Origin of the sequence: Neobacillus sp. NPDC058068, from assembly GCF_042885335.1 — a bacterium.
Classification (GTDB): Bacteria; Bacillota; Bacilli; order Bacillales; family Cytobacillaceae; genus Neobacillus.
This window is the reverse complement of record NZ_JBHVSI010000010.1, coordinates 160193-173084: the sequence shown is the minus strand read 5'-3', so window position 1 is coordinate 173084 and position 12892 is coordinate 160193. Positions and strand designations below refer to the sequence as shown.

At 42.4% G+C, this 12892-nt stretch carries 14 protein-coding genes; 13 read left to right on the top strand and 1 reads right to left on the bottom strand.

The window, feature by feature from the left end; all coding sequences use genetic code 11:
* The 11 genes from ACFVSW_RS13700 to ACFVSW_RS13650 are packed head-to-tail and all read left to right on the top strand — an operon-like array spanning position 1 to position 8436.
* A complete protein-coding gene (locus ACFVSW_RS13700) occupies positions 1 to 1467 on the top strand; it encodes an adenosylcobinamide amidohydrolase (protein WP_387316844.1) in 1467 nt (488 codons plus the stop codon).
* Positions 1464 to 2429, top strand: coding sequence for an adenosylcobinamide-phosphate synthase CbiB (gene cbiB / locus ACFVSW_RS13695; protein WP_387316842.1), 966 nt, complete (start codon positions 1464 to 1466; stop codon positions 2427 to 2429). The genes ACFVSW_RS13700 and cbiB overlap by 4 nt, the downstream gene beginning before the upstream one ends.
* Positions 2404 to 3483 carry a threonine-phosphate decarboxylase CobD gene (cobD, locus tag ACFVSW_RS13690; protein ID WP_387316840.1) on the top strand — a complete coding sequence of 360 codons (1080 nt, stop codon included), beginning with the start codon at positions 2404 to 2406 and terminating at the stop codon, positions 3481 to 3483. The genes cbiB and cobD overlap by 26 nt, the downstream gene beginning before the upstream one ends.
* Complete coding sequence (locus tag ACFVSW_RS13685; RefSeq protein ID WP_387316837.1) at positions 3462 to 4037, top strand: bifunctional adenosylcobinamide kinase/adenosylcobinamide-phosphate guanylyltransferase; 576 nt, start codon at positions 3462 to 3464, stop codon at positions 4035 to 4037. The genes cobD and ACFVSW_RS13685 overlap by 22 nt, the downstream gene beginning before the upstream one ends.
* Positions 4034 to 4879 carry a cobyric acid synthase gene (locus tag ACFVSW_RS13680; protein ID WP_387316834.1) on the top strand — a complete coding sequence of 282 codons (846 nt, stop codon included), beginning with the start codon at positions 4034 to 4036 and terminating at the stop codon, positions 4877 to 4879. The genes ACFVSW_RS13685 and ACFVSW_RS13680 overlap by 4 nt, the downstream gene beginning before the upstream one ends.
* Positions 4876 to 5667 carry an adenosylcobinamide-GDP ribazoletransferase gene (cobS, locus tag ACFVSW_RS13675; RefSeq protein ID WP_387316832.1) on the top strand — a complete coding sequence of 264 codons (792 nt, stop codon included), beginning with the start codon at positions 4876 to 4878 and terminating at the stop codon, positions 5665 to 5667. Before ACFVSW_RS13680 ends, cobS begins: the two co-directional genes overlap by 4 nt.
* Positions 5637 to 6236, top strand: a complete 600-nt coding sequence (locus tag ACFVSW_RS13670) for a histidine phosphatase family protein (protein WP_387316829.1) — start codon at positions 5637 to 5639, stop codon at positions 6234 to 6236. Before cobS ends, ACFVSW_RS13670 begins: the two co-directional genes overlap by 31 nt.
* Positions 6188 to 6622, top strand: a complete 435-nt coding sequence (locus tag ACFVSW_RS13665) for a bifunctional adenosylcobinamide kinase/adenosylcobinamide-phosphate guanylyltransferase (protein ID WP_387316826.1) — start codon at positions 6188 to 6190, stop codon at positions 6620 to 6622. The genes ACFVSW_RS13670 and ACFVSW_RS13665 overlap by 49 nt, the downstream gene beginning before the upstream one ends.
* 14 nt (positions 6623 to 6636) lie before the next feature.
* A complete protein-coding gene (locus tag ACFVSW_RS13660; protein ID WP_387316824.1) occupies positions 6637 to 7221 on the top strand; it encodes a cob(I)yrinic acid a,c-diamide adenosyltransferase in 585 nt (194 codons plus the stop codon).
* 1 nt (position 7222) lies between these two features.
* Positions 7223 to 7717 carry an ECF transporter S component gene (locus tag ACFVSW_RS13655; RefSeq protein WP_387316822.1) on the top strand — a complete coding sequence of 165 codons (495 nt, stop codon included), beginning with the start codon at positions 7223 to 7225 and terminating at the stop codon, positions 7715 to 7717.
* Positions 7718 to 7755: 38 nt separating this feature from the next.
* Positions 7756 to 8436 (top strand): ATP-binding protein, encoded by a 681-nt coding sequence (locus tag ACFVSW_RS13650; protein WP_387316821.1) that lies wholly within the window; start codon positions 7756 to 7758, stop codon positions 8434 to 8436.
* A gap of 57 nt (positions 8437 to 8493) precedes the next feature.
* Here ACFVSW_RS13650 and ACFVSW_RS13645 read toward each other — a convergent pair whose 3' ends face one another.
* On the bottom strand, positions 8494 to 10596 hold the full coding sequence (locus tag ACFVSW_RS13645; protein ID WP_387316818.1) for a transglycosylase domain-containing protein: 2103 nt from the start codon (positions 10594 to 10596) through the stop codon (positions 8494 to 8496).
* A 208-nt stretch (positions 10597 to 10804) separates the two neighbouring features.
* On the opposite strand from ACFVSW_RS13645, the gene ACFVSW_RS13640 reads away from it, so the two are divergent.
* On the top strand, positions 10805 to 11503 hold the full coding sequence (locus ACFVSW_RS13640; RefSeq protein ID WP_387316816.1) for an ABC transporter ATP-binding protein: 699 nt from the start codon (positions 10805 to 10807) through the stop codon (positions 11501 to 11503).
* Positions 11494 to 12843, top strand: a complete 1350-nt coding sequence (locus ACFVSW_RS13635; protein ID WP_387316814.1) for an ABC transporter permease — start codon at positions 11494 to 11496, stop codon at positions 12841 to 12843. The genes ACFVSW_RS13640 and ACFVSW_RS13635 overlap by 10 nt, the downstream gene beginning before the upstream one ends.
* Positions 12844 to 12892 lie beyond the last annotated feature (49 nt).

Sequence of the window (12892 nt, the reverse complement as noted above, 5' to 3'; positions counted from 1 at the left end):
GTGCTTAGCGTTCAACATGTTTCAGGTGGATACTCGGATGAAATTGTATTAAAGAACATTTCCTTTGACGTGGAACAAGGGGAATTGTTCGGGATTTTAGGACCAAATGGAAGCGGAAAAACAACACTGTTAAAAATGATTAGCGGTATCTTGCCGATAAAACAAGGCGAGATTTTAATTAGTGGAAATCGGCTTCAGGAATACGGAATCAAACAGCTGGCGCAGCTTGTTGCGGTTCTATCACAGCATTCCTCACAATCCTTTTCCTATACAGTTAAAGAAACCGTTTCACTTGGAAGATATGCCCATCAAAAAGGCTGGTTTCAAACTTGGTCTAAAGAGGATGAGACAATCGTGCAACGGGTCATGGACCAGACCGGGATTGCCTCATTTCAACATAAAAATATTCAGGAGCTGTCCGGCGGTGAAAAACAGAGGGTATTTCTTGCTCAAGCTCTGGCGCAGGAGCCGGAAATTCTGTTGCTGGATGAACCGACAAATCACTTGGACTTATCGTATCAGAAAGAATTGCTTGACCTTTTAAAACAATGGACGGCAGAAAAAGGATTAACGGTTATCTCGATTTTCCATGATTTAAATCTGGCAGGACTGTATTGCGATCGCTTGCTCCTGCTTGAAAAGGGAACGATCAATATCCATCATATTCCCAATGAGGTGCTTAGAGAGGATCGAATAAGAGACGTTTATCAGACAAAAGTTCAGAAACATCCTCATCCAAAGGTGGCAGCGCCGCAGCTGGTGTTACTGCCGGAAGTGCAGCGGCCAGCAAAAATGATTGAAATTAATGAAGCGATGTTACGTGTTTCGAATGAGTTCATCGACCTAAAATCGCCGGCTCCATTACGAACCATGTCTTCGGGTGTAGTTGGCTCGGGAACAGGCTGGCATCATACATTTGTTAATCGACATGTCAGCAAGGACTATAACTGTGACGACCACCGGGTGGAAATGGCTTCTTTTTTAACATCTAAGGGGTTTGAACCATCTGAAACCGTGGGCATGATGACAGCAGTACGGCCCGAGGATATGGTCTCTGGGCGGTTCGAACAGGGCGACTTCTCGGTCTTTGTTGTTGTCACCGCGGGGGTTGGAAACGCGATCGATGCTTCGAAAAGTGAGCACCATTCCTATCAAATGACTCCCGGCACAATCAATACATGGATTTTTGTTAACGGCGAGTTAACGGAGGAAGCTTTTATTCAAAGCATTATGACCGCAACTGAAGCAAAGGTGAAGGCGCTGCATGACCTAATGGTGGTGGATGAAGTCACCGGAACCATTGCGACGGGTACCTCAACGGATAGTATCTTGATTGCTGCCACCCAAACCGGGAAAGTATTAGAATTTGCCGGGACGATTACTCCTTTAGGAAAGCTAATCAGTAAAGCGGTATATATGTGTACGACAGAAGCGATAGAAAAATCCCAAAAGAGGAAATATAGATGATTTTCTATCATCTAATCTCAATTTCAATTGCCTATATTATTGATATCCTTATCGGAGATCCTCCTCATTGGCCGCATCCTGTTAGATGGATTGGAACGATGATCGCATTTTTTGAAAAACGGTGGAATCATGGAGGACTTAAAAAATGGAAAGGGGTGGCGATGCTCCTTTTTATTTTACTGTTTGTTTTTTCTGTCGTATTGCTTGTGATATTAATCGGATATATGATTCATCCTTTTGTTGGGATTTTGGTGGAAAGTATCGTAATTTCTACAACAATCGCCCAAAAAAGCTTGAGGGAGGCATCTTTAGAGGTCTATCATCCATTAAGGTCGCGGGATTTGGTTGAAGCAAGAAAGAAACTATCCTATATTGTTGGCCGTGATACTGATTCTTTGGATGAAAGTGAAATTGCCCGTGGAACGATTGAAACGGTTGCCGAAAATACAAGTGACGGCGTGACAGCTCCCTTATTTTGGGCGCTCATCGGTGGAGCACCGCTTGCAATGGTTTACCGGGCAACGAATACATGTGATTCGATGGTGGGGCATTTGAATGATAGATATAAAGAGTTTGGCTGGGCTTCGGCAAAATGGGATGATGTGATGAACTGGATTCCAAGCCGGTTAACAGGCATCATTATGCTGATCGGAAAACGTCCTGTAAGCAGGGGTTATCGAAATGGATGGTCGATTTTGTTCCGTGATGCTAAAAAGCACCCGAGCCCAAACAGCGGCTGGGGTGAAGCGGCCGTTGCTGCGATTTTAGGGATTCAGCTGGGCGGCCGGAATTATTACAAGGGGATAGTCTCGAACCGGGCAAAAATGGGTGATCCTCTTTATCCGATTCAAGCTGAACATATCGTAAAGGCAAACTCAATTTTAGGAAAAACAGTATTTTTATTCTTACTCTTTCTTTGGATGGGAGGAATACTCTTTGATTTGGCCTTCGCATGGCTCTAATCCTCACTATTTATATGAGGCAATGGGGCTTTCACTTCCAAAGCAGTATATTGATTTAAGCGCAAATATCAATCCACTTGGTCCGCCACATGAATTGAAAGAAAAGTGGCAGGACTTTTATCATGAAATTAGCGTTTATCCTGATCCCTATTCTACTAAGTTAAAGGAGAGGATTGGAAAAACGGTAGAGACCTCAGTGGATTCCATTTTGATAGGAAATGGCGGGGCGGAGCTAATTACATTAGTTGCCCGGATGCTGGCAGGCAAAAAGGTGTTATTGGTGGAGCCGACCTTTTCTGAATATGAACAAGCATGTCGGGGAAACAACTGTGAAATTCTCAGCCATCAACTAACGGCTCCAAGCTTTGAACTGAATCTAGCTGAGTTACGTCCGAGACTGGTGGAAGCCGATGCCTTGTTTTTATGTAATCCGAACAATCCCACGGGTATTCAGTATCCTGCTTCAACGATTATTTCGTTAATTGAGGCATGTGAAAAGCAAAAATGTTTCGTCATTTTGGATGAAGCATTTTATGATTTTTTAAGCAGCTATGAGTCATTGGTCCCCTGCATAAACAGGTTTTCAAATTTAGTTATTATTCGCTCAATGACAAAGATGTTTGCAATCCCGGGAATTCGCTTGGGATATTTAATCGCTCAGCCTGCTATTATTTCAATACTTAGGCAACATCAGTCACATTGGAGTACCAATACCATTGCCTTATTAGCAGGTGAACTGTGTTTGCAAAATGAAACTTTTATTAAAGAAACACAGGAATTTATTAGTAATGAGCGGAAAAGGCTGTTTGATTTTTTTAGCGAAGCAGATTTTATGGTTTCTTCATCCGAAGTAAATTTCTATTTATTACGGGATCCTTTTTTTGAAAATCAGTTTACGTTGTTTGAGTTTCTCCTCCATCAGGGAATAATTCCTCGCCATACGTTTAATTTTCCTGGTTTGGAGGGGAGATGGCTTCGATTTGCGATAAAGGGCAAAGAAGAAAACAATAAATTAATGGAGGTGTTGGCCCAGTGGCGCACGTCTCATCATTGATTTTCATAACGGGCGGCGTAAGAAGCGGGAAAAGCAGCTTTGCCGAAAGACTGGCACTTGAGATAGCGGACGAAACAGCGGGACAGCTAAACTATATTGCCACAGGTGTTCCTTCTGATTCAGAAATGCAGGAACGAATTGAAAAACACCAGCTCGATCGTGAAATAGGGAAGTACTGTTGGAAAACAATCGAGCGGCCAACTCAAATAGGCGATCTTGCAGATGATATTACTTCCCGGGATATTATCTTACTCGATTGCGTCACAACCCTATTGAATAATGAACTGTTTATTCTTGAGCGAACGTGGGATGAGCCTTTTTTAGAAAAAGTTAAAGATAATATTATTACCGGAATAACTTCGATAAAAAAGCGAGCAAAAACCATGATTGTCGTCAGTAATGAAGTTTTAAATGAGCCATTGCTGGGGACGGAAATCGTGTTTTTATACGGCCGCATGCTGGGAAAAATCCATCAGCTGTTAGTCAAAGAAGCGGATCAAGCATTTTTAGTGGAAGCAGGAATACCAATCATCATGAAGGGGGTAAGACAATGAAAGGAATCATGATTCAGGGGACGGCTTCAGATGTGGGCAAAAGTCTAATTGTTACAGCATTGTGCCGCATTCTTTCCAATGAAGGAGTAAAAGTCGCTCCGTTCAAATCTCAAAACATGTCTACTTACTCTTGCATGACATTAGACGGAAAAGAGATAAGCAGGGCACAGGCTATCCAAGCGGAAGCTGCTAGGGTTGAGGCGACAGTCTGGATGAATCCGCTCCTTTTAAAACCGCTTGCTAATCAGCAATCTGAGCTTATCTATTTTGGAACAGCGATTGATACCCTGTCTGGACAAGGGTATCGGGAACATTTTTATGAAAAGGGCTTAGCGGCGATTAAGCAATCTCTTAATCAATTAGCGAAAGAATATGAGATGCTGGTGATTGAAGGAGCTGGAAGTCCTGTTGAAATCAATTTAATCGATCGGGAAATTGTCAATATGAAGGTCGCTGAAATGGCCGATGTACCGGTTGTGCTCGTAGCTGAAATTGATAGAGGCGGAGTTTTCGCCAGTATTGTTGGCACGCTTGAACTTTTAAAACCTGAGGAGAGGCAAAGAGTAAAGGGATTAATCATTAATAAATTCCGCGGGGATCTCTCTTTATTCGTGGATGGCATTCAGTGGCTAGAGGAAAAAACAGGGATTCCGGTAGTAGGTGTTTTGCCATTTATCGAAAATCATCTGATCGAAGTTGAGGATTCATTGTCGATGGAAACTGAACAAACGATCGATAAAAATGGCGCGGATGAAAGATATGAGAAACTCGGTGCTGAAATGAAACGCCATCTAAATTGGGATCTCATTAAAGAGATCATTGACCAATGGGGAAGAAGATGATCAAGTTTATCACCGGTTTCTTGATCAACATCCAATTTTTCACGGCGATTCCGCTTACTTGGGAATTGCCGATGGATAAGGAACATCTTAAGAAGGCAGTGCAAACCTTTCCGCTGTTAGGATTATTTCAAGGGGTTATCTATTCAGGTCTATTTTATCTGTTTCATGAATTTACGCCTTTTTCACATTTAGCTGTTGCTTTCATCCTTTGGCTGGCAACGATTCTGCTGACAGGAGGAATCCATCTTGATGGCTGGATGGATGCGAGTGACGCTTATTTTTCATATCAAGATCAAGCGAAACGGCTTGAAATAATGAATGATCCGCGAACGGGCGCATTTGGCGTTTTATCCATCATTGTATTATTAAGCTGTCGGTTTCTTTTTATCTATGAAAGTACATTGGATGCCGAATACTTATCATACATTTTTATCGCAATGATTCCCTTTTTGAGTAAAAGTGTCATGGGTGTTCTGCTGTTAACTGTTAAATCAGCCAAAAATGAAGGGCTGGGCTCGTTATTTCAAAGTGCGGCAAAGCCACAAGTGTTGTCAATTTACCCCATCTACATTGCTGGATTTCTTTTTCTAGTCATGTTAATTACTAAAGAATTCTTCATTGTATGGTTATTGGTTATAGTCGCTGCTGGCTGTTTATTCTTTTGCCGCCGGAAAGCGGTGAAATGGTTTGGCGGGATTACCGGCGATGTAATCGGAGCTTCTGTAGAAGGGACTGAGTTAATTCTGTGGATGACCGTGTGGTTATTGCATTATTTCGTCATGGGGTAACAGAAGAAAATAAACGGAAAGCCTATTTAGGCTGGAATGATTCTCCCTTATGGATGAAATCAAAAGAAATGTCGACATCCAAAAGCTATGAGATCTATTTTTCAAGTGATTTACAACGATGTATAAGTACAGCTGAAATACTATTTCCACATAACATTCCGTTTTTATTAAAAGATTTACGCGAAATGAATTTTGGCCAATGGGAAGGGAAGACCTACGACGATCTTAAAGAAAATCAGCTTTATCGTCAATGGCTGTCCAATCCTGTTACTAATTGTCCGCCAGAGGGTGAACCTTTTCACGAGTTTACTAATAGAGTCAAGAATGGCTGGGATAAGATCATCCAAAAGGTTCTGTCTCAACGCTTGCAAAGCTGTGCGGTTATCACCCATGGCGGTGTCATCAGGTATCTTTTATCAACATTTGCCCCAGAACAGAAAGATTTTTGGGAATGGCAAGCAAAGCATGATCAAGGGTTCGAACTCATTTTTAATCGAGAAGCATTAAGGAGGGGCGAGCGGTGCACTTTGTTACAGGAGGTGCCTTTAACGGCAAAAGAGCTTGGGTGAAAAAGACTTATTCGGTTAACGAGCATGACCATTGGCTATCAGCCTATGAAAACGAACCGCTCCCGACAAATTTCATGGAAATTAACGACGGCGTAATCATCCTGGAGGGAGTAGAATTATGGTTAAAGGATTTAACAAAGAATTATGAAGCAAACAAGTGCCGTGAATTTTGGAATCGGCGTTTGGAGGATTGGCTTACTTGGGAAAAAGCTAACTTAAATCGCAAATTGATTGTGATTGGGACCGATATCACAAAAGGAATCGTCCCATTGGAAGCAGAAAATAGACGATGGCGGGATGTAACGGGATGGGCCTTTCAGGATATTGCCGCAAAATCTAATAAAGTCGACGTCATTTGGTACGGCTTAAACCAAACTATTAAGTAAGGGGATTAGATCCAATGAGAATTTACACAAGAACAGGTGACAAAGGGAAAACTAGTATTATTGGCGGCAGGGTAGACAAGGATGACACAAGAGTAGAAGCTTACGGTACGGTAGATGAAGTAAATTGCTTTGTTGGTCAGGCAATCCAAGAGCTTGAACCGACGTTATTCAAGGATGTGCTTGTTGATCTTGAAAAAATTCAACACGAATTATTCGACTGTGGCGGCGACCTTGCCAATGTGTCTACAAAGCGTGAGTTAAAGCTTCACCAGGAATCAATTGATTACCTTGAGAAGAAAATTGATGAATTTATTGACGAAGCACCGGAATTAGAACGATTTATTTTACCAGGGGGGACAAAGCCTTCAGCATCGATTCATATTGCCAGAACCGTTACAAGACGAGCGGAAAGATTAGTGGTAAAGCTGTTGAAAGCGGACACGACAACGCCGGAGTTTGCATTAATGTACTTAAACCGTTTATCGGACTATTTCTTTGCCTTGGCAAGGGTCATAAATTATCGACTAAATGTTAACGACGTTGAATATGAGCGCAGTGCGAAAGTGTTTAGGGATGTGAAGCGTAAGGATGACAAGTAGGATGAAAGGAAAAATGGTAAGCTGGCTTGCGGTGCTGACTGCCTTGTCTGCTGTTGCTGCGATGATTAAAATTCCGGCAATTGTTGGCAGCGTCGCATTGGATGCATTTCCAGCCCTTTTAGCAGCAGCTTTATTTGGCGGTGGTGCTGGAGCGATTGTCGGTGCAGTTGGCCATTTACTATCAGCAGTGGTAGGCGGCTTTCCATTGGGACCGATGCATTTTCTGATTGCAGTCGAAATGGCTGTACTCGTATGGATATTTGCTGTCTTGTACAAAAATCGCCGGACAATTGCAGCTAGTGTTCTCTTTATCCTCGGAAATGCATTTGTGGCGCCATTACCATTTATATTTTTACTGAATAAAGGATTTTATGTGGCGATTGTTCCGTCGCTACTAATTGGTTCCATCATAAATACAGTAATTGCTTTAGTGGCGATTCCCCGTCTTTCTTCTGTAGTTACACATGAATTGGTAAAACGTGAGGCAAAGCAATGAGGGATATTATTACAATTCCTTTTAATGAGGAGGAGTCTTTGATTATCGCTTGTGATAATAGCGGCGCGATTGGGATAAAGGAACACGATTCTGTCCACGTCCCATACGAAACGGTCGCCTATTATTCGTTTAGAGTGGCGGTCATGGAATGTATCGCAGCAGGTGGTCAGCCCATTTCTGTCGTGCTCCACAACTTTAGCGGTAATGAACCATGGGAAGAGCTAGTGTGCGGCATCAAAAAGGGGCTGCGAGAACTTGGTTTGAAGGAAGTTTCCATTACAGGCAGTACGGAAAGTAATTTTTCATTACTGCAATCTGCTGTCGGCTTAATAGTTATCGGTAAAAAGTCGATTGTACAAACGACAGAGAGGGCCTATTCTAAAGATTTGAAATTTGCTGTAGTAGGGATGGCGCTTGTTGGCAACGAAGTGATTGACCAAAATGATGCTATTGCGCCGCTTTCCATTTTTCAAGAGATAAGTAAAGTTGATGGTGTGTTGCTTTGGCCAGTTGGCTCAAAAGGAATCTTAGCTGAGCTGAATCAGATGTTTGCGAATGAAGGGTTTTCACAGGAAATGGTCATTACAAACGTGGATATTTTAAAATCATCAGGTCCTGCTACATGCTTTATTGCCGCTTATGATGCAAATCAAGAAGAGAAATTGATGAAGCTTGCAGGTGGATTTTTCCATCCGGTAAAAATAAAAAGAAGTAAATAAGTGAAAAGTTCAAATTTATAGAGTACCGAAAACGAGAATAGCACGCTTCTTAGCGTGCTATTTTCCAATGCTTTTCGCTTTTTCGATTAATGAATCGATTCCTTCTCCAATCTTATATAACGCCTTGTCCAAGCCCTTTTTCCAGCCTGGAGCTTTTTCTTTTATCGTTGATCCAATCTCTTGGGCGTTTTTATTTAATTCTTCGCCTATTTTCTTCGCTTGTTCATTGATGCTTTGCTTTGGAGGTGCCTCACCTGCCAGCTGGGCATTAATCGACCCTACCTCAAAGTTTTCTTTTGGAACAAACCGCGACGACTCCTTCATGATTTCTTTGAAAATCGGCACCACATTGGCCGAGCTTGAGCTCGGCAGGTAGTGCTCGCGGTCTGTTTTGTCATAACCCATCCAAATCGCCCCGACGAGGTTAGCGGTGTATCCGACCATCCATTGATCCTTTGTACCATTAACATTGTTAAACGGCAGCTGGGTCGACCCTGTTTTTCCGGCAATTTGTACACCTGGAACTTGGGCACGTTTACCTGTGCCGGTTTCCACGACGTTAAGAAGCATCGAGGTCATTTTGCCGGCCACTTTTTCCGAAGTCACCTTTGTCGTCTTCGCTTTCCGTTCGACTATGATATTCCCTGTCGGCCCGACAATTTTTGTAATCAGATGGCTTTCCTGCCGCGTTCCGCCATTAGCAAAGGCGGAAAAGGCATTCGCCATTTGCAGCGGCGAAACTCCCTTACTCATGCCGCCAAGCGCAATCGCTAAGTTCTTGTCTGCCTTTTCCACAGGGATGCCAAATCGATTTAAGGCATCAAGCCCCTTGTTTAAGCCCACCTCATTTAGGAGCCAGACAGCGGGAATATTTAACGAATCTTCGAGTGCTTTATACATTTGGACTTTACCTTGGAAGGTTTTTGAAAAATTTTCCGGTTTGTAATTACCGAATGTAGTTGGCTCATCTACTAATTCAGATGAATAAGTGTAACCATTTTCAAGTGCTGGTGTATAGACAACCAGCGGTTTTATTGTTGAACCCGGCTGAGCTTGTAATTGGGTCGCCCGGTTAAAGCCGCGGAAAACATGCTCACCACGCCCGCCGACAAGGGCGCGGACACCGGCGGAAGCGGGATCCATTAACACAGAGCCGCTTTGAACTAATGTATTTCCTTTTCCCCTTGGAAACAACGAGTTATTTTGATACACTTTTTCAAGTCCTGCTTGCAGGCTTTGATCCATTTCGGTATAAATGCGGTATCCCCTTGTTAAAATCTCTTCCTGCGTTAATCCATAGCGGTTGATCGCCTCATTTAACACGGCATCAACATAATAAGGATATTTTCGCTCCACATAACTGCCGCCACCATCATGAAGGCTGATTTTTTCCTGTTTTGCCTTTGTGGCTTCTTCGGCAGTAATCATTCCCAGCTCGTTCATTTTATCTAAGACAACATTTCGCCGTTTTATCGCCAGATCATAATTTTTATACGGATCCAGATAATTTGGCGCATGTAGGAGTCCTCCAAGCATCGCGGCTTCGCTGATGGTTACATCTTTAATGTCTTTATTAAAGTATTTTTTCGAGGCATTGCCGATTCCCCAGGCACCGCTCCCGAAATAAACCTGATTGAGATACATTTGCAGAATCTCATCTTTTTTATAAACTTTTTCGATTTTTACGGCTAAAAATAATTCCTCGGCCTTCCGTTTATAAGTGCGTTCAGGCGATAGAAGCGCATTTTTCGTCAACTGCTGTGTCAACGTACTGCCGCCGCCAGTAATTCTTCCGTGAAGCAAGTTGCTGAAAAATGCACGGGCTATTCCCTTAATATCAAAGCCGCCATGTTCATAGAAGCGCTCATCTTCAATCGCCACGACTGCGTTGGGCACATGCTTCGGCAGTTCCGCGATTTTCACGCCTTTCGTTCGATTGGTGGCAACATTGCTGGCCACTTTACCATTAATATCATAGATGACCGTTGGCTCATTTAGGCCTTCCTGGAGCGATTGCACATTCGCTCTCGTGGCGAGCCAGGCAAAATAAAGAATTACCGACAGCACGACAACGAGGAGGATTAAGAGCAAAATTTGTGTGAGGTGTTTTCTTTTCCAGAAACGGACGATCATTTCCCAAAATGAATGCAGCTTGTCCATACATTCTCCTTACTTTCAAAATGGATTTTTCAATTCATTTATTATAAGTTTTTCTGGCTGAAAAGACTAGCAAAAGCATTTTTTTGTAAGTACTATTCCCATTTAACGTCAATTTATCTAGTTTGAAAAATTTTTTTAAATTCGTGTAGGGGGTTTATAAAATATCTTCGTCTAATAGTGTGAAGTGATAGGGAGGTTGGAAGAAATAATGATTACGGTAAAAAAGTTAAGCCATGATTTTGTGATTGGAAAAAAAGGTAGAAAAACGATTATACCGGTCCTTAGAGATATTTCTTTTTCGGTTGAAAAAGGGGAAATTGTTACAATTGTCGGCAGAAGCGGCTCGGGTAAATCGACGTTATTAAATTTGGTCAGCGGTTTTATTCATCCTAAAGAGGGTGAAATCTGGATTAGCGGGGAAAAGGTTTCTAACCTGAATGAAGCGAAATTTGCTGATTTCCGGATTCATAATCTTGGATTTATTTTTCAAAGCTTTCAATTGATTCCTAGTATGACTGCTTTTCAGAATGTAGAACTGCCGCTGATATTAAAAGGTATAAATGAGGGCGAGCGAAGAAAGCAAACTGAGGAGATGCTGAAGAAAGTGGGGCTGCTGGACTATCAGGACCATTATCCAGGGGAACTGTCCGGCGGGCAGCAGCAGCGGGTCAGTATCGCCCGCGCCTTAATAGTCAACCCGCCGATTATCCTTGCTGATGAACCAACCGGGAGTCTTGATAGTGAAACAGAGGAAGATTTGCTGAAATTTATCAAGGAATTGAACCGGGATTTGGGGATCACGTTTTTGATTATTACCCACGATGATAAGGTCGCTGAAATTGGTCATCGCACAATTGAATTACGGGACGGCCGGATTGTTGAGGAGGTTAGATTGGTATGCAACTAAAAGATCAATTTCGCTTTGTGCGCCAAAATATGAAGAAAAATAAGACGCGCGTGTTTATGACGATTCTGGCAACAGCAATGGGTTGTGCTTTCCTGATTGTTCTAGCGTCGGTTGGTTTTGGCTTACAGAAATCGGTTGTCAAGGAAATGACCGAACAGCGCGTCATCACGCAAATAGATGTTCACGGGAAAGAGGTTGCTGACCAAAGCGGGTTTCGTCCTGTAAGCGAGAAGGATATTAAAATTTTTGAAAAGGTTAAAGATGTTAAGGCTGTTACTAGACGAAAAATGCTCCAGCAGGAAGGCAATTTTTCGATTGGAAACTATCAAGAGCCAGCGCAAACGTTTGTCGCGAACTTCCCATCAGAAGTGAAAGCGGGTCTTGAGTTGTCAGAGGGCAGGCTCCCAAAGGGGGAGGATGAAGTCGTCGTGGGTTATAATTTCCCGCTAAATCTTGCTGTAAAGGATGCTCCTGATGATCGGTATGACAATAAGGGACAATTAAAGACAGAATACCGCTACACCGGCAAATTGATCGGCGAGAAACTTGAAATAACGGTTAGACAGTTGAAGGATGGAAAACAAGAGGAAAAGACGATTCCTTTGACTGTGGTGGGAATATCGAAGAAGCCGACAAGAGAGTGGGCGGAAGATAGAAGTGTGTTTATTTCTGATACGATATTAACAGAAATTGAGAATTTTACTGGGACACCTAAGGGATATTTACTTGATGCCAATAGTGAAGTTCCAATGGACCAAGATGTCCATGAAAATTCGTTTGATGAAGTGAAGATTTATGCGAAAAATATGGAGGCAGTCCAAGGTATTTCAGATCAGTTAAAAGATATGAACTACGCGACCTATTCGGTTGTAAATGAATTGAAAGAAGTCAATATGATTTTTATGATTGCGAAGGCAGGGCTTATCTTTATTGGGACCATTGCCATTCTTATTGCTTCGATTGGAATTTATAATACGATGACGATGGCGGTTACCGAGCGGGCTCCTGATATTGGTATTATGAAAGCAATTGGTGCGAATCCAAAAACGATCAAGCGGATTTTTCTGCTTGAAAGCAGCTATATCGGCTTGATCGGTGCGCTCATCGGAACGCTCGTTTCTTACGGGATTAGTTACGCAGTCAATTTTGCGATTCCATTAATCATTAAACAAGCATTCGGAAAAGAGACAGAGATTAATATCATTTTTAGTGATATTCCGTTTATTTTACCGGTTATCTGTATTGTGATTTGTTATGGGGTGACGATCATTTCAGGATACCGCCCGGCACAACGGGCAACGAGAGTAGATGTCTTAAAAGCGATGCGCAGAGAAGTGTAATAAATCGCGAAAACCAATGATAATCGCAGACAACCATTTCTTAGTACAA

Bases quoted from the DNA above. Each gene is read 5' to 3' on its own strand.
- ACFVSW_RS13680 (WP_387316834.1), top strand. From the start codon at position 4,034: ATGAAAGGAATCATGATTCAGGGGACGGCTTCAGATGTGGGCAAAAGT.
- ACFVSW_RS13635 (WP_387316814.1), top strand. From the start codon at position 11,494: ATGCAACTAAAAGATCAATTTCGCTTTGTGCGCCAAAATATGAAGAAA.
- cbiB (WP_387316842.1), top strand. From the start codon at position 1,464: ATGATTTTCTATCATCTAATCTCAATTTCAATTGCCTATATTATTGAT.
- cobS (WP_387316832.1), top strand. From the start codon at position 4,876: ATGATCAAGTTTATCACCGGTTTCTTGATCAACATCCAATTTTTCACG.
- ACFVSW_RS13645 (WP_387316818.1), bottom strand. From the start codon at position 10,596: ATGGACAAGCTGCATTCATTTTGGGAAATGATCGTCCGTTTCTGGAAA.
- ACFVSW_RS13640 (WP_387316816.1), top strand. From the start codon at position 10,805: ATGATTACGGTAAAAAAGTTAAGCCATGATTTTGTGATTGGAAAAAAA.
- ACFVSW_RS13655 (WP_387316822.1), top strand. From the start codon at position 7,223: ATGAAAGGAAAAATGGTAAGCTGGCTTGCGGTGCTGACTGCCTTGTCT.
- ACFVSW_RS13660 (WP_387316824.1), top strand. From the start codon at position 6,637: ATGAGAATTTACACAAGAACAGGTGACAAAGGGAAAACTAGTATTATT.